Origin of the sequence: Streptomyces griseoloalbus (assembly GCA_014650015.1) — a bacterium.
GTDB lineage: Bacteria > Actinomycetota > Actinomycetes > Streptomycetales > Streptomycetaceae > Streptomyces > Streptomyces griseoloalbus.
The window spans coordinates 259,775-278,190 of sequence record BMUD01000003.1 but is presented as its reverse complement, the minus strand read 5'-3'; the positions used below and the strand labels follow the sequence as shown (position 1 = coordinate 278,190).

Annotated in this window: 17 protein-coding genes and 1 pseudogene; 17 read left to right on the top strand and 1 reads right to left on the bottom strand. The window is 70.4% G+C overall.

From position 1 onward, the window contains the following. Positions 1-140 precede the first annotated feature (140 nt). From dop to prcA, 5 genes and pseudogenes are all read left to right on the top strand, one after another. Positions 141-1,652 (top strand): depupylase/deamidase Dop, encoded by a 1,512-nt coding sequence (gene dop / locus IE178_RS06540; protein ID WP_359988845.1) that lies wholly within the window; start codon positions 141-143, stop codon positions 1,650-1,652. 190 nt (positions 1,653-1,842) lie between these two features. Further along, complete coding sequence (locus IE178_RS06535) at positions 1,843-2,061, top strand: ubiquitin-like protein Pup (protein ID WP_184766655.1); 219 nt, start codon at positions 1,843-1,845, stop codon at positions 2,059-2,061. Between the two features lie 96 nt (positions 2,062-2,157). Beyond that, positions 2,158-2,382: pseudogene (locus IE178_RS06530) on the top strand (endonuclease domain-containing protein); the annotation flags it as partial. Beyond that, positions 2,337-3,182: a proteasome subunit beta gene (gene prcB / locus IE178_RS06525; protein WP_184766654.1), complete on the top strand. Its 846-nt coding sequence runs from the start codon at positions 2,337-2,339 to the stop codon at positions 3,180-3,182. The pseudogene IE178_RS06530 and the gene prcB, both read left to right, overlap by 46 nt. A 69-nt stretch (positions 3,183-3,251) precedes the next feature. Next, positions 3,252-4,016, top strand: coding sequence for a proteasome subunit alpha (gene prcA / locus IE178_RS06520; protein ID WP_184766653.1), 765 nt, complete (start codon positions 3,252-3,254; stop codon positions 4,014-4,016). Positions 4,017-4,495: 479 nt separating this feature from the next. Here prcA and IE178_RS06515 read toward each other — a convergent pair whose 3' ends face one another. Beyond that, entirely contained in the window at positions 4,496-5,506 is a 1,011-nt protein-coding gene (locus IE178_RS06515) for a LacI family DNA-binding transcriptional regulator (RefSeq protein WP_193511589.1), read from the bottom strand. A gap of 119 nt (positions 5,507-5,625) precedes the next feature. Here IE178_RS06515 and IE178_RS06510 point away from each other — a divergent pair, with 119 nt between their 5' ends. The 12 genes from IE178_RS06510 (at position 5,626) to IE178_RS06455 (ending at position 18,014) form a co-directional block, all read left to right on the top strand. After that, positions 5,626-6,885, top strand: a complete 1,260-nt coding sequence (locus IE178_RS06510; RefSeq protein WP_184765527.1) for an MFS transporter — start codon at positions 5,626-5,628, stop codon at positions 6,883-6,885. Between the two features lie 9 nt (positions 6,886-6,894). Beyond that, on the top strand, positions 6,895-8,256 hold the full coding sequence (gene pafA, locus IE178_RS06505) for a Pup--protein ligase (RefSeq protein ID WP_193511588.1): 1,362 nt from the start codon (positions 6,895-6,897) through the stop codon (positions 8,254-8,256). 138 nt (positions 8,257-8,394) lie between these two features. Continuing rightward, positions 8,395-9,396: an FKBP-type peptidyl-prolyl cis-trans isomerase gene (locus tag IE178_RS06500; RefSeq protein WP_193511587.1), complete on the top strand. Its 1,002-nt coding sequence runs from the start codon at positions 8,395-8,397 to the stop codon at positions 9,394-9,396. 61 nt (positions 9,397-9,457) lie between these two features. Next, positions 9,458-9,829, top strand: a complete 372-nt coding sequence (locus IE178_RS06495; protein ID WP_184765529.1) for an FKBP-type peptidyl-prolyl cis-trans isomerase — start codon at positions 9,458-9,460, stop codon at positions 9,827-9,829. 123 nt (positions 9,830-9,952) lie between these two features. Continuing rightward, on the top strand, positions 9,953-10,930 hold the full coding sequence (locus IE178_RS06490; RefSeq protein ID WP_184765530.1) for a helix-turn-helix transcriptional regulator: 978 nt from the start codon (positions 9,953-9,955) through the stop codon (positions 10,928-10,930). 17 nt (positions 10,931-10,947) lie between these two features. Further along, positions 10,948-11,943, top strand: a complete 996-nt coding sequence (locus IE178_RS06485) for a helix-turn-helix transcriptional regulator (RefSeq protein ID WP_184765531.1) — start codon at positions 10,948-10,950, stop codon at positions 11,941-11,943. Between the two features lie 232 nt (positions 11,944-12,175). Next, a complete protein-coding gene (locus tag IE178_RS06480) occupies positions 12,176-12,469 on the top strand; it encodes a hypothetical protein (RefSeq protein ID WP_193511586.1) in 294 nt (97 codons plus the stop codon). A gap of 10 nt (positions 12,470-12,479) precedes the next feature. Further along, the gene (locus tag IE178_RS06475; RefSeq protein ID WP_193511585.1) at positions 12,480-12,674 is read left to right on the top strand and encodes a hypothetical protein; all 195 of its coding nucleotides are present in this window, start codon (positions 12,480-12,482) and stop codon (positions 12,672-12,674) included. A gap of 245 nt (positions 12,675-12,919) precedes the next feature. Continuing rightward, the gene (gene tatA / locus IE178_RS06470; RefSeq protein WP_193511584.1) at positions 12,920-13,204 is read left to right on the top strand and encodes a Sec-independent protein translocase subunit TatA; all 285 of its coding nucleotides are present in this window, start codon (positions 12,920-12,922) and stop codon (positions 13,202-13,204) included. 47 nt (positions 13,205-13,251) lie between these two features. Further along, complete coding sequence (gene tatC / locus IE178_RS06465; RefSeq protein ID WP_193511583.1) at positions 13,252-14,193, top strand: twin-arginine translocase subunit TatC; 942 nt, start codon at positions 13,252-13,254, stop codon at positions 14,191-14,193. A gap of 31 nt (positions 14,194-14,224) precedes the next feature. Next, positions 14,225-15,115 (top strand): diacylglycerol kinase, encoded by an 891-nt coding sequence (locus IE178_RS06460; RefSeq protein WP_193511582.1) that lies wholly within the window; start codon positions 14,225-14,227, stop codon positions 15,113-15,115. 40 nt (positions 15,116-15,155) lie between these two features. Further along, positions 15,156-18,014, top strand: coding sequence for a DEAD/DEAH box helicase (locus tag IE178_RS06455; RefSeq protein WP_193511581.1), 2,859 nt, complete (start codon positions 15,156-15,158; stop codon positions 18,012-18,014). The last annotated feature ends 402 nt before the right edge of the window (positions 18,015-18,416 follow it).

Below are 18,416 nucleotides of genomic sequence, written 5' to 3'. Positions count from 1 at the left end.
TCCCCACCAGCGCAAAGGCGTTCTAGGCTCTTCCGTACCGCCGAGTCGCGCAGTGCGGGGACGGGCACCGCACACGCACCGGAGCGCCAGCGGTACAGCAGCGCCCCCGACCGGGGACGCCGCCGGGCAAGGAGGGCCGCATGACCGTACGGCGAGTAATGGGCATCGAGACGGAGTACGGGATCTCCGTCCCCGGCCACCCCAACGCCAATGCCATGCTCACCTCGTCCCAGATCGTGAACGCCTACGCGGCGGCGATGCACCGGGCCCGCCGGGCCCGCTGGGATTTCGAGGAGGAGAATCCGCTGCGCGACGCGCGAGGCTTCGACCTCGCCCGTGAGGCCGCCGACGCCAGCCAGCTCACCGACGAGGACATCGGTCTGGCCAACGTCATCCTCACCAACGGCGCGCGGCTGTACGTGGACCACGCACACCCCGAATACAGCGCCCCGGAGGTCACCAACCCGCGCGACGCCGTCCTGTGGGACAAGGCCGGCGAGCGGATCATGGCCGAGGCGGCGGAACGGGCCGCCCAGCTTCCCGGTGCCCAGCCGATCCACCTGTACAAGAACAACACCGACAACAAGGGCGCGTCCTACGGCACGCACGAGAACTACCTGATGAAGCGGGAGACCCCCTTCTCGGACATCGTGCGCCACCTGACGCCCTTCTTCGTCTCCCGCCAGGTCTTCACCGGCGCCGGCCGCGTCGGCATCGGCCAGGACGGTCACGAGCACGGCTTCCAGCTGAGCCAGCGTGCGGACTACTTCGAGGTCGAGGTGGGCCTGGAGACCACCCTGAAGCGTCCGATCATCAACACGCGGGACGAGCCGCACGCGGACGCGGAGAAGTACCGCCGGCTGCACGTGATCATCGGAGACGCGAACCTGTCCGAGATCTCGACGTATCTGAAGCTGGGGACGACGGCCCTGGTCCTGTCCATGATCGAGGACGGGTTCATCGCGGTGGACCTGGCGGTCGACCAGCCGGTGCGGACGCTGCACCAGGTCTCGCACGATCCGACGCTGAAGCGGCTCGTCACGCTGCGCAGCGGCCGCACTCTGACCGCGGTCCAGCTCCAGATGGAGTACTTCGAGCTGTCCCGCAAGTACGTGGAGGAACGGTTCGGGGCGGATGCCGACGAGCAGACCAAGGATGTGCTGGCCCGCTGGGAGGACACGCTCACGCGGTTGGAGAACGACCCGATGAGCCTGGCCGGGGAGCTGGACTGGGTCGCGAAGCGGGAGCTCATGGAGGGCTACCGGCGCAGGGACGGCCTGGACTGGGACGCTGCCCGGCTGCACCTGGTGGACCTGCAGTACGCCGACGTACGCCCCGAGAAGGGCCTGTACAACCGTCTGGTGGCCCGGGGCCGGATGAAGCGGCTGCTGGACGAGGGCGAGGTCGAGCGGGCCCGCACGAGCCCTCCGGAGGACACCCGCGCGTACTTCCGCGGGCGGTGCCTGGAGCAGTACGCGGACGACGTGGCGGCGGCCTCCTGGGACTCGGTGATCTTCGATCTGCCGGGCCGGGACTCGCTCCAGCGCGTCCCAACCCTGGAACCGCTTCGCGGAACGCGTAATCACGTCAAGGAGCTCCTGGACCGCTGCCGGACGGCGGAAGACCTGGTCAGGGTGCTGTCCGGGGGGTGAGCCGGGGGCGAGCGGGTACCTGCGGGTACGCGGGAAGGGCCGGCCGGACAGGGTGGAAAATCCCGGGTCCGGGAATCATCGAGGTGGTCCCCGTACGTTGGAGCAACTGCGGGGGCATTGTCGGACCCGGCTTGTAGGGTCTGATCTTGACCGAGCAAGTGTGTCGGGCGAACCGAGCGGGGTGAGGGTGATGGCGACCAAGGACACCGGCGGCGGACAGCAGAAGGCCACCCGGTCCACCGAGGAGGTCGAGGAGCAGGCGCAGGAGGCGCAGGCTTCGGAGGAGCTCAAGGAGCGTCACGAGAAGCTGAGCGATGACGTGGACGACGTCCTCGACGAGATCGACGATGTCCTGGAGGCCAATGCCGAGGACTTCGTGCGGTCGTTTGTTCAGAAGGGCGGCCAGTAGCCTTCGGCTCGAAGGTTGCGGGGGCGTCCGAGGTGAGAGTCGATGGTCGCGCGGAGCGCTGTTCGTGGTGCGGGCTGAGCCGGCCGCGGGCAGCGTTCGCGCTGCGGAGGATGCTGCGGGGAATGCCTGAAAGCCTCTCCCGTATATGTGGATCATTGCCGTAGGACGGGTAGGGTCCGTGGCGTACTGTGCTTCAACTGCAATTCGGCCATCGGCAAGTTGGGAGATGATCCCGACGCTGTTCGTCGGGCAGCCGCCTACCTGGAAGGAACTTCGTGGAAGCGAACACTCGTGGCACCGGGCGTCTGCCGGCTGCCTTCCTCACGCCAGGGTCTTCCTCCTTCATGGACTTCCTCTCCGAGCACCAGCCGGAACTGCTGCCGGGCAAGAGGACGTTGCCGCCCGTGCAGGGCGCGATCGAGGCGCCGCACGGCACGACCATCGTCGCCGTCACGTTTCCCGGTGGTGTGGTTCTCGCCGGTGACCGGCGGGCCACCATGGGGAACGTCATCGCGCAGCGGGACATCGAGAAGGTGTTCCCGGCGGACGAGTACTCGGCGGTGGGCATCGCCGGTACGGCGGGGCTGGCCGTGGAGATGGTGAAGCTGTTCCAGCTGGAGCTGGAGCACTTCGAGAAGGTCGAGGGCGCGCAGCTGTCGCTGGAGGGCAAGGCGAACCGGCTGTCGACGATGATCCGCTCGAATCTGGGCATGGCCATGCAGGGCCTGGCCGTGGTTCCGCTCTTCGCGGGGTTCGACGTGGACCGCGACAAGGGCCGGATCTTCTCCTACGACGTCACGGGCGGGCGTTCCGAGGAGCAGGGGTACGCCGCCACCGGTTCCGGGTCGATCTTCGCGCGCGGTGCGATGAAGAAGCTGTTCCGGAATGATCTGAGTGAGGCCGAGGCCACCACGCTGGTGGTGCAGGCGCTGTATGACGCGGCAGACGACGACTCGGCGACCGGTGGTCCCGATGTCGCCCGCCGGATCTACCCGATCGTCACCGTGATCACCGAGGACGGCTACCGCCGGCTCTCCGAGGACGAGGCGTCCGACATCGCCCGGTCCGTGCTGGAGCGGCGGCTGGAGCAGCCGGATGGTCCGCGGGCCGCGCTGCTGTAGGCCGCGGGCGGTGCGGGCGTTGTTGTTCAGGGTGGTCCAGTGACTTCGACAGAAAGGGACGGATAACCGGTGTCCACGCCGTTCTATGTCTCACCTCAGCAGGCGATGGCCGACCGGGCGGAGTACGCCCGTAAGGGCATCGCGCGTGGCCGCAGCCTGGTCGTGCTGCAGTATGCCGACGGCATCGTGTTCGTCGGCGAGAACCCGTCCCGTGCGCTGCACAAGTTCAGCGAGATCTATGACCGGATCGGCTTCGCCGCGGCCGGTAAGTACAACGAGTACGAGAACCTGCGGATCGGGGGCGTGCGGTACGCCGATCTGCGGGGTTACACCTACGACCGGGACGATGTGACCGCCCGGGGCCTGGCGAACGTGTACGCGCAGACGCTGGGCACGATCTTCTCCAGCGTGGGGGAGAAGCCGTACGAGGTGGAGCTGGTGGTCGCCGAGGTCGGGGAGACCCCGGAGGGGGACCAGATCTACCGGTTGCCGCACGACGGCTCCATCGTCGACGAGCACGGCTCGGTGGCGGTGGGGGGCAACGCGGAGCAGATCAGCGGGTACCTCGATCAGCGGCACCGGGACGGGATGACGCTGGCGGAGGCGCTGAAGCTGGCGGTGCAGTCGCTGTCGCGGGACACCAATGGCAGTGAGCGGGAGATTCCCGCGGAGCGGCTGGAGGTGGCGGTACTGGACCGTACGCGGCCGCAGAAGCGGAAGTTCAGGCGGATCGGGGGGCGGCAGCTGGCGCGCCTGCTGGAGGGCGGGGGCGCGGAGACGGCGTCGGAGGCGGACGCGGATGCGGAGACCGAGTCCGGGGGCGACGTCGAGTAGGGCCATGCCTGCGGTGCGGCGTTCGGTTCGGTAGGGGTGCGCGTTGTCTGCCTGCGGCGCAGCGTTCCGTTCGGTGGGGGCGTGTGTAGCGCCTGTGGGTGGTGGGTGGGGCGGGGCCGGGTCGGGGGTGTCCGTCCTCGGACCGGCGCGGAATGGGTCACTTGAGAAGCTCGGGGTGCGGACGCGCCGGCCACTGCGGGCGGACACCCCCGCCCCGTCCCCTTCGCGCCGTACGCGGCCACAGCCGCTACTGCGGACAGCTACGGCGGCCCACCGCGGGCAGTCACTGCCGCCAACCGCGGGCAGTCGTGCCGCTGGGGCGATGGGGGTTCTGTCGCTCGAGCGGAGCCGAGGGTGGGGGAGGGTGGGCGCGGGGGCATCCCGTAAGCGCCCGGGCCGCGCAACCACCACCCGGCCCGCCCCCACACCCGGGGTCACCAGCCGACGCCGGGTCTGCCCCCACCGTGCGGAGCCACCCGTCAGCGTGGGGCCCGGCCCGTGGATCCCCTCACCACCAGGTCGACCGGGATGTCACCCGCCTCGGGCGTGCGGTGCTCCAGGACTGCCAGCAGGGCCCGCATACCCCGTTCACCGAAGAGCTCCGCGTCCAGACGGACCGTCGTCAGCTCGGGGTCGATCGCCGTCGCCAGGGCCAGGTCGTCCAGCCCCGTGACGGAGAGGTCCTCCGGGATGCGCAGCCCCAGGCGGCGGGCCGCCTTGTACGTGCCGGCCGCCAGCTGGTCGTCGTCGCAGACGACCGCCGTGGGGCGGTCGGGGAGCGCCAGCGCGGCCTCCGCCGCGCTTTCCGCACCCCTGATGGAGATGGGGGATCTCGTCGTGCGGAGGGACGTGCCGGTGACTGCCCGCAGCCGGGCCGCCAGTTCGCGCGCCCGCACCTCGAAGGTCCAGGACGCCACCTCCGCCGCCAGGTGGAGGAAGTGGCGGTGGCCCAGGCCGAGGAGGTGGTCGGTGACCTGACGGACACCGTCGGCGATGTCGAGGTTGACCGTGGCCGCGCCCGTGGTGCCGGCGGGGTCGCTGTCCAGCATCACCAGGGGGAGCTGGTCGCCGCGGATCGCGGTGAGGGCGTCGGCGGCCATGGAGGAGGCGATGACGCCGTCCAGGGCGGCCTGGGCGGAGGCGAAGGGGTCGCGGGCGGGTCCGATGCCTTCGGGGGAGGGGTAGAGGACCACTCCGAAGCCGTACTGCGAGGCGACTCGGGCGGCTCCCGTGTAGACGCCCGCGAAGAACTCCGTGGTGAGGGCCGGCACGACCAGGAGAACCGTGCGGGTGCGCCCCAGGCGGAGATTGCGGGCGGCGAGGTTGGGGCGGTAGCCCAGGGTGCGGGCGGCCTCGCGGACGCGCTGTGCCGTGGCCTCGGAGACCCGGCCGCGCCACTTGTCGCCGAGGACCAGGGAGACCGCGGCCTGGGATACGCCGGCGGCCTGGGCGACGTCCCGGCTGGTGGGGCGGGTGCTGGCTCGTGGCACCGTCGGCCGCTCCTTCGTCTGGACTGGTGAACAGCGGACATGGTACGTATGGAGTCGTTGGTTATACGTAACACTTCGATGTTCCCGGCCGAGGCCGGGCGATGAGTGGAGGGGCCGGGATGGCCACGGGATACCTGGAACTCCTCCGGGCACGGCACGCCACCCGGCTGCTCGTCGGCACGCTCGTGGGACGGTTGCCCAATGCGACCGCCCCCATCGCGATCGTGCTGTTCGTGCGCGCGGAGGGCGGTACGTACAGCCTGGCCGGTGCGCTGGCGGCGGTGTACGGCGTGGCCAATGCCGTCGGGCAGCCGGTGCTGGGGCGGCTGGTGGATCTGCGGGGGCAGCCGCGGGTGCAGCTCCCGGCCGCCGTGCTGTCGGCGCTGGCGATGGCGGTGTTCGCCTTCGTGGGGACCGGACCGGGGGCGGTGGCCTGGGGCGCCGTGGCCGCCGCGGGGCTCTTCACGCCGCCCCTGGAGGGCGGGCTGCGGGCCCTGTGGTCCTCGGTGCTGCACAAGGAGGATCAGGTGCACCGGGCGTACGCGATGGACGCCGTGGCCCAGGAGGTGATGTTCACCGTCGGGCCGCTGCTCGTGACGGTGTGCGTTTCATTGTGGTCGGCCCAGGGAGCTCTGCTGGTGGTGAACGCCGTGGGGGTGCTGGGTGCCCTGTCCGTGGTCGTCTCGCCGCCCTCGCGGGCCTGGCGGTCGGCGCCGCGCGAGGCGCACTGGCTGGGCGCCCTGCGCTCGCCGGGGCTGCTCGCGCTGCTGGGTGCCTTCCTGGCCGTGGGCATCGCGCTGGGGTCGATCACCGTGGCGGCGGTGTCGTACGCGGACGAGCACGGCGGTGACCACGTGTACGGCTGGATGATGGCCGGCATCGGTCTCGGTGCGCTCATCGGCGGTGCGGCGTACGGGGCGCGGCAGTGGACCGGTGAACCCGCGCGGCGACTTCAGGTGCTGGTGGCCCTTCTGGTGGTCTGTTACCTGCCGCTGATGCTGGTGCCGGGCCCGGTGGCCATGACATTGCTCACCGTGGTCGCCGGTCTGTTCCTCGCGCCCGCCATCGCCTGCGCCTTCGTCCTGGTCGACCGGCACGCGCCGCGCGGGACGGTCACGGAGGCGTTCTCCTGGCTGGTGACGACCTTCACCGTGGGCGCGTCGCTCGGAACGGGCCTCACCGGCCCGGTGGTCGAGGCGGGCGGGGCGTTGTGGGGATTCGCCGTGCCCGGCCTCGCAGGCGGCGTGTCGCTGGTGGTTTTGATCGCCACCGGGCGGGTAATGGCAGTTCCGGCCGGGAGAGGGATGGTTGCGGCTCGTTCGGAAAATGATCCGAACCGTGCCCCCGAACCCCGTTTCAGGTCGGGGGATCGGGCGTAATGTTCCCTCATGGACCGCCGCATTTTCGGGCTGGAGAACGAGTACGGCGTCACGTGCACGTTCAGGGGACAGCGCCGCCTGTCGCCTGACGAGGTGGCGCGGTACCTCTTCCGCCGTGTCGTGTCATGGGGCCGAAGCAGCAATGTCTTTCTGCGAAACGGCGCCCGCCTCTATCTCGACGTCGGGTCACATCCCGAATACGCAACGCCGGAATGTGACAACGTGACCGAGCTGGTCACCCACGACAAGGCCGGCGAGCGCATTCTCGAGGGACTCCTGGTGGACGCGGAACGACGCCTGCACGAGGAGGGAATCGCGGGCGACGTCTACCTCTTCAAGAACAACACCGACTCCGCCGGCAACTCCTACGGCTGCCACGAGAATTACCTGGTGGCCAGGCACGGGGAGTTCTCGCGGCTCGCGGACATCCTCATTCCGTTCCTGGTGACGAGGCAGTTGCTGTGCGGCGCCGGCAAGGTGCTGCAGACGCCGCGCGGCGCCGTGTACTGCGTCAGCCAGCGGGCCGAGCACATCTGGGAGGGCGTCTCCTCGGCGACGACCCGCTCGAGGCCCATCATCAACACCCGCGACGAGCCGCACGCGGACGCCGAGCGCTACCGCCGCCTGCATGTGATCGTGGGCGACTCGAACATGTCCGAGACGACCATGCTGCTCAAGGTCGGCGCCACCGACCTGGTGCTGCGCATGATCGAGGCGGGCACCGTGATGCGCGACCTCACCCTGGAGAACCCGATCCGGGCGATCCGCGAGGTCAGCCACGACATCACCGGCCGGCGCAAGGTGCGCCTGGCCAGCGGCCGGGAGGCCTCCGCACTCGAGGTGCAGCGCGAGTACTACGAGAAGGCGCTGGACTTCTGCGAGCGCCGGGGCATCCGCACCGGCACCGTCGAGCAGGTGCTGGAGCTGTGGGGCCGCACACTGGACGCGATCGAGGCGGAGGACCTCGACCGCATCGGCACCGAGATCGACTGGGTCATGAAGTACAAGCTCCTCGAGCGGTACCGGGCCAAGCACAACATGACCATGTCGCATCCCCGGGTCGCGCAGATAGACCTCGCCTACCACGACATCCACCGTCGGCGGGGCCTGTACTACCTGCTGGAGAAGAAGGGACAAGCCGCCCGGATCTGCGATGATTTGAAGATCTTCGAGGGTAAGTCCGTTCCGCCGCAGACCACTCGGGCCCGGCTGCGGGGCGACTTCATCCGGCGGGCCCAGGAGCAGCGCCGCGACTTCACGGTCGACTGGGTGCACCTCAAGCTCAACGACCAGGCTCAGCGCACCGTGTTGTGCAAGGACCCGTTCCGTTCGGTGGACGAGCGGGTGGAGAAGCTGATCGCCGGAATGTGAGGGACGCGTTCCGCCAGGGGATGCCGAAATCCCCGGAACGTGACACGGGCGCCGTACGTTACACCGTGCGGCGCCCTTCTCACGCCGTAGAGTTGCGCGGACGCCATCCACAAGATCGACGATTACGAGGCCCCCACCGTGCGCCGACGCTCACTTCTCATTGCCGTTCCCGCTGGACTGGCCACCCTCGCCGCGTGCGGCGACGACAAGTCCGACTCGGGCAAGGCCAGCGACAGCGCTTCGCCCTCGGCGCCGGAGACGGGCGCGGCGCCGCCGCCCAAGATCGTCGACGGACCGCTGCCGGCGATCACGGCGGGCACGAAGTTCGGCGAGAAGCCGACGGTCGCCAAGGGCAGCGGTGACCCCTCCGACCAGCTCGCGGTCAAGACGGTCATCGCGGGCAGCGGCAAGACGGTCGCCGAGGGCGACTTCGTCGTGGCCCACTACCTCGGCCAGGTGTGGAACACCGCGAAGGTCTTCGACAACTCGTACGACCGCAAGACCCCGCTGGCGATCCAGCTCGCCCAGGGCAGCATCATCGACGGCTGGCGGTACGCGCTGACCGGCAAGAAGACCGGCAGCCGCGTCCAGATGGCCGTCCCGCCCACGTGGGGGTACGGCGAGCAGGGCAACCAGCAGGCCGGTATCAAGGGCACCGACACGCTGGTGTTCGTGGTCGACATGCAGGACGCGTTCAACGCCAAGAGTTCCGCCAAGGGCTCCGAGGTGGCCCAGGACAACACCGACCTGCCCAAGGTCGGCACCAACACCGACGGCAAGGCGCCCTCCGTCGAGGTGCCCGACGCGGACGCCCCGAAGAAGCTCGTGTCGAGCTATGTCATCGAGGGCGACGGCGAGGAGGTCGGCGCCGAGAGCAGCGTCCTCGTGCAGTACAAGGGCGTGCTGTGGGACGGCGGCAAGGAGTTCGACTCCACGTACGGCCGGGGACAGCTGACGTCGTTCTCGCTCCAGCAGGTCGTCAAGGGCTGGGCGCAGGGGCTGACCGGCAAGAAGGTCGGCAGCCGGGTCCTCATCGTGATCCCGCCGGAGCTGGGCTACGGCGACCAGCCGCCGCAGGGCAGCGGCATCAAGAAGGACTCCACGCTGGTCTTCTCGGTCGACATCCTCGCGAAGCTGTGACGCCGTGAGGATGTAAGACTGTGCGTGTTCGCCTTTCCGCAGACAAGCAGGAGCGTAAGACGTGAGCATCGACAAGCCCGAGATCGACTTCCCGGGCGGCGAGCCCCCGGCGGACCTCGAGATCAAGGACATCTGGGAGGGCGACGGCGAGGTCGCGAAGGCGGGCCAGACCGTCACCGTGCACTACGTCGGTGTCGCCTTCAGCACGGGCGAGGAGTTCGACGCCAGCTGGAACCGTGGCACCCCCTTCCGCTTCCCGCTGGGCGGCGGCCGGGTCATCAAGGGCTGGGACCAGGGCGTGCAGGGCATGAAGGTCGGCGGCCGTCGCCAGCTGACCATCCCCGCCCACCTCGCCTACGGCAACCAGAGCCCGGCCCCGGCGATCAAGCCCGGCGAGACCCTGATCTTCGTGGTCGACCTGCTCGGCGTCTGATCCGATCGAAGTCGATCATCCAGGGCCCATGCCTGTCCGGGCATGGGCCCTCGGCTTTTACCGCGCCACCCCGGAGCGGTACGGTCATCGGTCGTAAGCACCATAGGGAGGCGAAGCGCGTCGATGGCCATTGCCAAGGCCGAGCGGCTGATGAATCTGGCGCTGTGTCTGCTCGGGACGCGGCGGCCGCTCAGCAAGCGCGAGCTGCGCGATTCCATCGAGGCGTATGTCGAGGCGGTCAGGCCGGGCAGCGGCGCGGCGGGCTCGGACGACTCCTTCAACCGCATGTTCGAGCGCGACAAGGACGATCTGCGCGAACTCGGACTGGTCATCGAGACCGTCGAGAACCTCGACGGCGAGACCGGCTATCTGGCCCGCCGTGACAGCAACCGGCTGCCGCCCATCACCCTCGACGCCGAGGAGGCCGCCGCCCTCGGACTCGCCGCCAAGGTGTGGCAGCAGGCGCGGCTCGCCGGAGCGGCCAGCGGAGCCCTGCAGAAGCTGCGCGCGGCAGGCCTCCCCGAGGACGTCGACCCGTACGGGGCCCATGGCGCGCTGGAGCCGCGCATCCCCGTGCACGAGGCCGCGTTCGAGCCGCTGATGCTGGCCCTGCGCGACCGCCGCCCGGTCGTCTTCGACTACCGCAAGGCCAACGCCGCACAGCCCGGGCAACGGCATGTCGAGCCGTGGGCGCTGGAATGCTGGCGCGGTCACTGGTACCTGGCCGGCTGGGACCGTGACCGGGGCGCCGAGCGGGTCTTCCGGCTCTCCAGGATCACCGGCAAGGTGCGCTCGCGCAGTGGCCGGTTCACCGTCCCGGTGCCGGACGTCGTCACCGTCCGGGAGACCGTGGCGAGCTGGGCCGGGGAGAGCGCCGACCGTTCGGCGCGGATCCGGCTGCGTTCCGACGCCGGTTACCCCCTTCGGGCGAAGGCCACCGCGGTGCGGGAACTCGGCGAGGGCTGGGACGAGTTGGAGATTCCGTACGGGCACGGCCTGGATGCCTGGCTGGTGGAGTTCGGGCCGGACGTGGTGGTCCTGGAGCCCGCCGAGCTGCGGGCCGACGTGGTGGACCGGCTGCGCGCCGTGGCCAAGGGCTGAGGGGGAGCGGACACAACGTGGCAGGCAAACCGGTCAGGCCCTCGAACGCCATCGACCAGACCCGTCGGATGCTCTCCCTGGTGACGTATCTGCGGGAGCGCCCCGGCGCCCGGATCGAGGACGTGGCGCGCGCCTTCGGGATCACCGAGGACGAGCTGGTCTCCGACCTCGATGTGCTGCCCATGTGCGGCACCAGCTTCCGCGGCGGCGACCTGCTGGACATCGACACCGACGGCGAGCGCATCTGGTGGCACAATCCGGCCGCTCTCGGCGCGGAGGCGGCCGAGCCGCTGCGGCTCGCCGCCGACGAGGCCACCGCCCTGCTGGTGGCCGCCCGCGCCGTGGCCACGCTGCCCGGACTGCGGGAGAGCGACCGGCAGGCGCTGCTGCGCGCCACCGCCAAGGTGGAGACCGCGGCCGGAGAGGCGGCCGGTGCGAGCTCCCGGCTCTCGGTGACGTTCGAGTCCGAGGGCGGCGTCTTCGCCGACGTCGACCGGGCCATCGCCGAGCGCCGCAGACTGTGGATCCGCTACTACTCGCCGGCGCGCGACGAGGTCACCGAGCGGGAGATCGACCCCATCCGCCTGGTCAGCGTCGGGCACACCTATGTCGAGGCCTGGTGCCGCCGCTCCGAGGCGCGCCGCACCTTCCGCCTCGACCGGGTCGCCGAGATCAGGATCCTCGACGAGCCGTCCGCGCCGCCCGAGGTCGAGCTGCGGGACCTGTCGGAAGGGCTGGTGCAGCCCGCGGCCGAGGACCCGGAGGTCGTCGTCGAGGTCGCGCCGGGCGGGCGCTGGGTCGCGGAGTACTACCCGCACGACAGCGCGGAGGAACTGCCGGACGGCGGGCTGCGGATCATCCTGCGCACGCCCGACCCGGCCTCGCTCAGGCGGCTGGCCCTGCGGCTCGGCCGTGACGGCCGCATCGTCGAGCCGCACGAGCTGGCCGACAGCGCCCGGCAGGCCGCCCGCGAGGCGCTGGCGGCGTACGACGGGGTCGAGGCGGCCGGATGAGCGCACCGCACCCGGTGCGGCACGGGCAGCCGGTCCCCGATGGGCGGCCGGTGCCGCAGAGGCAGCCGCGGCTTGACGGGCGGCCGGCGCTGGGCGGCCGGCTGCTTCCGGACCGGCAGTTACCGCCCGATGGGCGGCTCGTGCCGTGCGGGCAGCCGGAGTTCGATGGGCTGTCTGTGCCGGACGGGTCACCGGTACCGGCGGGGCAGGACGACAGGCAGGAGCGAGGACTGTGAGTGAGTCGGCGACCCCTGGAGTGCGGGGCATGACGGCGGCGTCCGCGTTCGCCGGGATGACAAGTGTGGCCCCGGTCGTGTTCCGGGCGGGCTGCCCGGACTGCCGGGAGCGCTTCGAGCTCACCGCGAGCGCGCTGCGCCTGGCCATCGGCGCCAGCAACCGCACCACCTTCTACTCCTTCACCTGCCCCGAGTGCGGCGCGGCCGTCCGCAAGCCGGCGGGGGAGCGGATCGTCGAGCTGCTGACCGGCGGCGGGGTCCGGACGCTGCGGCTGCACTCGACGGTCTAGGCTCGCCCTCATGTTCTGGCCGATGTTCGCGGTTGCCGTGGGGTTCCTGGGTCTACTGGTGCTCGGGGTGCTGGCCGTCCGGGTCTTCGTCGAGGCGGAGCGGCTCGGCAGACAGGTGACGGACTCCGCGCGCCGCATCAGCCGGGCAGCGGAGGACCTGGAGCGTGCGGCGACGGGTGCGGCCCGTTCCGCCGAAGCGCTCTGAGCTGCACCGGCGTCCTTTCCACGCCGTTCCGGCCCGCTTCGCCCTGTCACCTTGCGGGCCCCGACAGGTACGCTGCTGATCGCGGCCCGGAGAACGAGGCCCGGACCGCGGACGGGAGTACGCACGGGGATTGCCTCACGTTTACCCCCGAGCGTTACGATCGCTGACAACACGACCGTTCGGACACATGTCCGACCGGTCGGACAGCACCCACCCCAGCAGCCTCGGTGAGAAGGTAAAGACTTATGTTCGGAAGGCTCGGCGCTCCCGAGATCATTCTCATCCTCGTCGTCATCATCCTGCTGTTCGGCGCGAAGAAGCTTCCGGACATGGCGCGGTCGCTCGGCAAGTCCGCTCGCATCCTCAAGAGCGAGGCCAAGGCGATGAAGGAGGACAAGTCCTCCGCCCCGGCCGACCCGCCGGCCACCGGCGAGCAGCAGCCTCCCTCGCAGCGCACCATCCAGGCCGCCCCCGGTGACGTGACCAGCTCCCGCCCGGTCACGGAGCCGACGGACACGACCAAGCGCTGACGCAGGGCCGGTGAACTCCGGCCCGCCGCACGAGATGGGAACGTGGGTTGCTCAAGTCTGCCCGCAAGAAGGAGAGGGATCCCGAGGGACGGATGCCCCTCGCGGAGCACCTTCGTGAGCTCCGCAACCGGCTCGCGAAGGCACTGCTGGCCATCGTGCTGGTGACGGTCGTCGCCGCCTTCTTCTACAACGAGATCATCAACTTCTTCACCGAGCCGGTCCTCAAGTCCGTCGGGTGCAAGCAGTCCTTCGAGGAACTCGCGCGCGCCAAGGACGACGCGGATCCGTGCGCGCAGATCACGATCAACGGTCTGCTCACGCCGTTCACGCTGGCGCTGAAGGTCTCCCTGATGGCCGGTGTCGTACTGGCCTCGCCGGTCTGGCTGTACCAGCTGTGGGCCTTCGTCGCCCCGGGGCTGCACCGGCACGAGAGGAAGTACGCCTACGGGTTCGTCGCGACGGGCTTCCCGCTCTTCCTCGTTGGCGCCTACTTCGCGTACGCGGTCCTGCCGACCACCGCCGAGGTGCTCATCACCTTCACGCCGTTCGGCGTCGACAACCTGCTGCCGCTGGACGACCTGCTCGACCTCGTCACGCGCATGGTGGTCGTCTTCGGCCTCTCCTTCGAGCTGCCCCTGCTGCTGATCATGCTCAACTTCTCCGGAGCACTGACCGGCAAGCGGATGCTCGGCTGGTGGCGCGGGATGATCATGGGCATCACGCTGTTCGCGGCCATCGCCACGCCGAGCACCGACCCGCTGACCATGATGGCGCTCGCCGGTCCGATCTGGATCCTGTACTTCGGCGCGGTGGCCGTGTCCCTGCTCAACGACCGCCGCAGGCGTCGCATGGAGGCGCTGGGCCCCGCCGACGACGAGGCGTCCGAGCTGGATCTCACCCCCGAGGACATCGACCCGGTGGAACCGGTGGCCGCCCTGCCCGAGCAGGCGACCAAGGACCGGGTCAACGGTTATGACGACGTGACCTGAGGATCGGCTCACAGCTCGTAAGGTCGCTTCCGTGACCAGCGAGATCACCCTCTTCGTCAACCCCACCGCGGGCCGCGGCCGGGGCGCCCGCGCGGCGCGGCCGGCCGCTTCCGCGTTGCGGGACGCCGGTTTCTCGGTACGGACGATCCTCGGTGAGAACGCCGAGGACGCGGCGGCCCGCGCGCGTGCCGCCGTCGCGGACGGCACCGGCGCCCTGATCGCCGTCGGAGGCGACGGCATGGCGAACCTGGCCCTGCAGGCCGTCGTCGGCACCGGAACCCCGCTCGGGCTGGTCGCCACGGGTACCGGCAACGACTTCGCCCGCGCCCTCGGCATGCCGCTGCGGGAACCGGCCGCCGCGGGCCGGATGATCGCCGACGCCCTCAAGTGCGGCCGGGTGCGCGACATCGACCTCGGACGGGTCGGCGACCGCTGGTTCGCCACCGTCCTCGCGTCCGGCTTCGACTCCCGGGTCAACGACCGCGGCAACCGGATGCGGCTGCCCGCGGGGCGCTTCAGGTACGACCTCGCCATGGTCGCCGAGCTCGCCGCCTTCCGTCCGTTCCCCTACCGGATCACCCTCGACGGCGGCGACGTCCACGAGGTCGAGGCGACGCTGGTCGCCGTCGGCAACGGATCGTCGTACGGCGGCGGCATGCGGATCTGCCCCGGCGCCGATCTCACCGACGGGCTGTTCGACATCACGGTGGTCGGGGACTGCGGCCGGGCCACGCTGCTGCGGGTCTTTCCGGCGGTGTACCGGGGGACGCATGTCGAGCATCCCGAGGTCACCGTCTTCCGCGCGGCACGGGTGGAGCTCGCCGCGGCGGAGATCACCGGGTACGCGGACGGCGAACCGCTCGGGCCGCTGCCGCTGAGCGCGCACTGCGTGCGCGGAGCCGTGCGGGTCGTGGGCCCCTGAGCTGGGCGGTTCCCCCGTCGCACCGGAGCCGATCCGGATAATGATCGTCCTGTTGTCGGTGCGGCCCGGTACGCTCGAAGGCACGATGACAGAGGACCTCTCACCGGCCGAGCGGTACGCGGCAGCACGCAGGCGCGCTGCCGAGCAGGCCACCGCGCTCGCCTCCTTCCGCGAGATGTACGACTTCGGCCTCGACCCCTTCCAGATCGAGGCCTGCCAGGCGCTCGAGGCGGGGAAGGGCGTGCTGGTCGCGGCGCCCACCGGCTCCGGCAAGACGATCGTGGGCGAGTTCGCCGTCCATCTCGCCCTGGGGCAGGGCAAGAAGTGCTTCTACACGACACCCATCAAGGCGCTGTCGAACCAGAAGTACGCCGATCTGTGCCGCCGTTACGGCACCGACAAGGTGGGCCTGCTCACCGGCGACAACAGCGTCAACTCCGACGCCCCCGTGGTCGTGATGACCACCGAGGTGCTGCGGAACATGCTGTACGCCGGTTCACAGACCCTCCTCGGCCTCGGCTACGTGGTGATGGACGAGGTGCACTACCTCTCCGACCGCTTCCGTGGTGCCGTCTGGGAGGAAGTGATCATCCACCTCCCCGAGTCCGTGACCCTGGTGTCCCTGTCGGCGACGGTGTCGAACGCCGAGGAGTTCGGCGACTGGCTGGACACCGTCCGTGGCCACACCGAGGTGATCGTCTCCGAGCACCGGCCGGTGCCGCTGTTCCAGCACGTGCTCGCCGGGCGCCGGATCTACGACCTGTTCGAGGAGGGCGAGGGCCAGAAGAAGGCCGTCAACCCGGACCTCACCCGGATGGCCCGCCTGGAGGCGAGCCGCCCGTCCTGGGGCGACCGCAAGCGCGGGCGGGGCAACATGCGCGAGGCCGACCGGGAGCGCGAGCGCAGACAGCGCTCGCGCGTGTGGACGCCGAGCCGTCCCGAGGTCATCGAGCGGCTGGACGCCGAGGGCCTGCTGCCCGCCATCACCTTCATCTTCAGCCGCGCCGCCTGCGAGGCCGCCGTCCAGCAGTGCCTGTACGCCGGACTCCGGCTCAACGACGAGGAGGCGCGGGCCCATGTCCGCGCCCTGGTCGAGGAGCGCACCGCCTCCATCCCGGCCGAGGACCTGCACGTCCTGGGCTACTACGAGTGGCTGGAGGGCCTGGAGCGCGGCATCGCGGCCCATCACGCGGGCATGCTGCCGACGTTCAAGGAGGTCGTCGAGGAGCTGTTCGTCCGCGGTCTGGTGAAGGCCGTGTTCGCCACCGAGACCCTGGCCCTCGGCATCAACATGCCCGCCCGCTCGGTGGTGCTGGAGAAGCTCGTCAAGTGGAACGGCGAGCAGCACGCCGACATCACCCCCGGCGAGTACACCCAGCTGACCGGCCGGGCCGGCCGGCGCGGCATCGACGTCGAGGGCCACGCGGTCGTGCTGTGGCAGCGCGCGATGAACCCCGAGCACCTGGCGGGGCTGGCCGGCACCCGTACGTATCCCCTGCGCTCCAGCTTCAAGCCGTCGTACAACATGGCGGTCAACCTGGTCGAGCAGTTCGGCCGGCACCGCTCGCGCGAACTGCTGGAGACCTCGTTCGCACAGTTCCAGGCGGACAAGTCGGTCGTGGGCATCTCGCGGCAGGTGCAGCGCAACGAGGAGGGGCTGGAGGGCTACAAGGCCTCCATGACCTGCCACCTCGGCGACTTCGAGGAGTACGCGCGGCTGCGCCGCGAGCTGAAGGACCGGGAGAACGAGCTGGCCCGGCAGGGCGCGGTGCAGCGGCGCGCGGAGGCCGCCGTCGCGCTGGAGAAGCTGAAGCCGGGCGATGTCATCCACGTGCCCACCGGCAAGTACGCGGGGCTGGCGCTGGTCCTCGACCCGGGGCTGCCCGCGGGCCGCACCAACGGCCACCGCGGCATCGAGTACCACGACGGTCCGCGCCCGCTGGTGCTGACCGCCGAGCGGCAGGTCAAGCGGCTGGCGTCGATCGACTTCCCGGTGCCGGTCGAGGCGTTGGAGCGGATGCGGATCCCGAAGTCCTTCAACCCGCGCTCCCCGCAGTCCCGTCGGGACCTCGCCTCCGCCCTGCGCACCAAGGCCGGGCACATCGCGCCGGACCGGCACCGCAAGAAGCGCTCCGAGGCGGCCGACGACCGGCAGATCGCGCGGCTGCGCAAGGCGCTCCGGGCACACCCCTGCCATGGCTGCCAGGACCGTGAGGACCACGCCCGCTGGGCCGAGCGGTACCACCGGCTGGTGCGCGACACCTCGCAGCTGGAGCGGCGCATCGAGGGCCGGACCAACACGATCGCCCGCACCTTCGACCGTATCGTCGCGCTGCTGAGCGAGATGGACTATCTGCGCGGCGACGAGGTCACCGAGCACGGCAAGCGGCTGGCCCGGCTGTACGGCGAACTCGACCTGCTGGCCAGCGAATGCCTGCGCGAGGGCGTCTGGGAGGGGCTTGCCCCCGCCGAACTCGCCGCCTGCGTCTCGGCGCTGGTGTACGAGGCCCGGGTCGCCGACGACGCGATGGCGCCCAAGCTGCCCTCGGGCAAGGCGAAGGCGGCACTCGGCGAGATGGTCCGCATCTGGGGGCGGCTGGACGCGCTGGAGGAGGACTTCCGGATCAGCCAGACCGAGGGCGTGGGCCAGCGCGAGCCCGACCTCGGCTTCGCCTGGGCCGCCTACATGTGGGCCTCGGGCAAGGGCCTGGACGAGGTGCTGCGCGAGGCGGAGATGCCCGCCGGTGACTTCGTGCGCTGGTGCAAGCAGGTCATCGACGTGCTCGGCCAGATCTCGGCCGCCGCGCCCGCCACCGACGGCTCGACGGTCGCCAGGAACGCCCGCAGGGCGGTGGACGCGCTGCTGCGCGGCGTGGTGGCCTACTCCTCCGTGGGGTGACCCACCCGGCGACGTCCGGGGGTCGATCCCTCGGGCGCCGCACCGCCGAAAGCCCGGCGCGCTCCCGGCGCGCCGGGCTTTCGCGTCCCCCGCGCCCCCACCGGGAGCATCACCGGCCGACTTCCTGGGCAGGATCAGCGGCGCAGGGCTTTCCTCACCCGTGACGGTGAGTGGTTTTCGTACGCGCGTGCACGGTGACGGTCTGTGTTCGAACGGGCGCACACCGTTTAAATGACCCGAGCGTACTCCTGCCCCAAAGGTCATTTCCGGCACTTGCTGAATATGACATGGCGATGATCCTGCCGGACTAAGCTCGCCCGCAGCGCACCGAGTTGAGATGAATTCGTGCGCTTGTTCCCCTATGCGCATGTTTCCGACCGTCAGTCGATTCGCTTCAGAGGG